General features: G+C 55.4%; 1 protein-coding gene. It reads left to right on the forward strand.

The features are described from left to right. Nucleotides 1-271, forward strand: a 271-nt coding sequence (locus Q4563_RS19960; RefSeq protein WP_303605755.1) for a cadherin repeat domain-containing protein, incomplete at both ends; no start/stop codon positions are given.

The raw sequence follows: 271 nt of genomic DNA on the forward strand, positions 1-271 counted from the left end.
GATCAAACCGTCACCTTGGCGGTCAATAACCTGGATGAAGCAGCGCCAAGCATTACATCTGGCGCTACGGCCACCTCGATCGATGAAAACTCTGGTGCCGGACAGGTGGTGTATACCGCCACTGCGGATGACTCTGCTGATATTTCCGATGGTGTGACTTTCTCGCTCTCAGGTGACGATGCCGCCCTGTTTAGCATCGACAGCAGCACGGGTGAAGTGACCCTGTTGGCCGATCCCGACTACGAAACCCAATCCAGCTACAGCTTTACCG

It is taken from the genome of Gilvimarinus sp. 1_MG-2023, assembly GCF_030548285.1.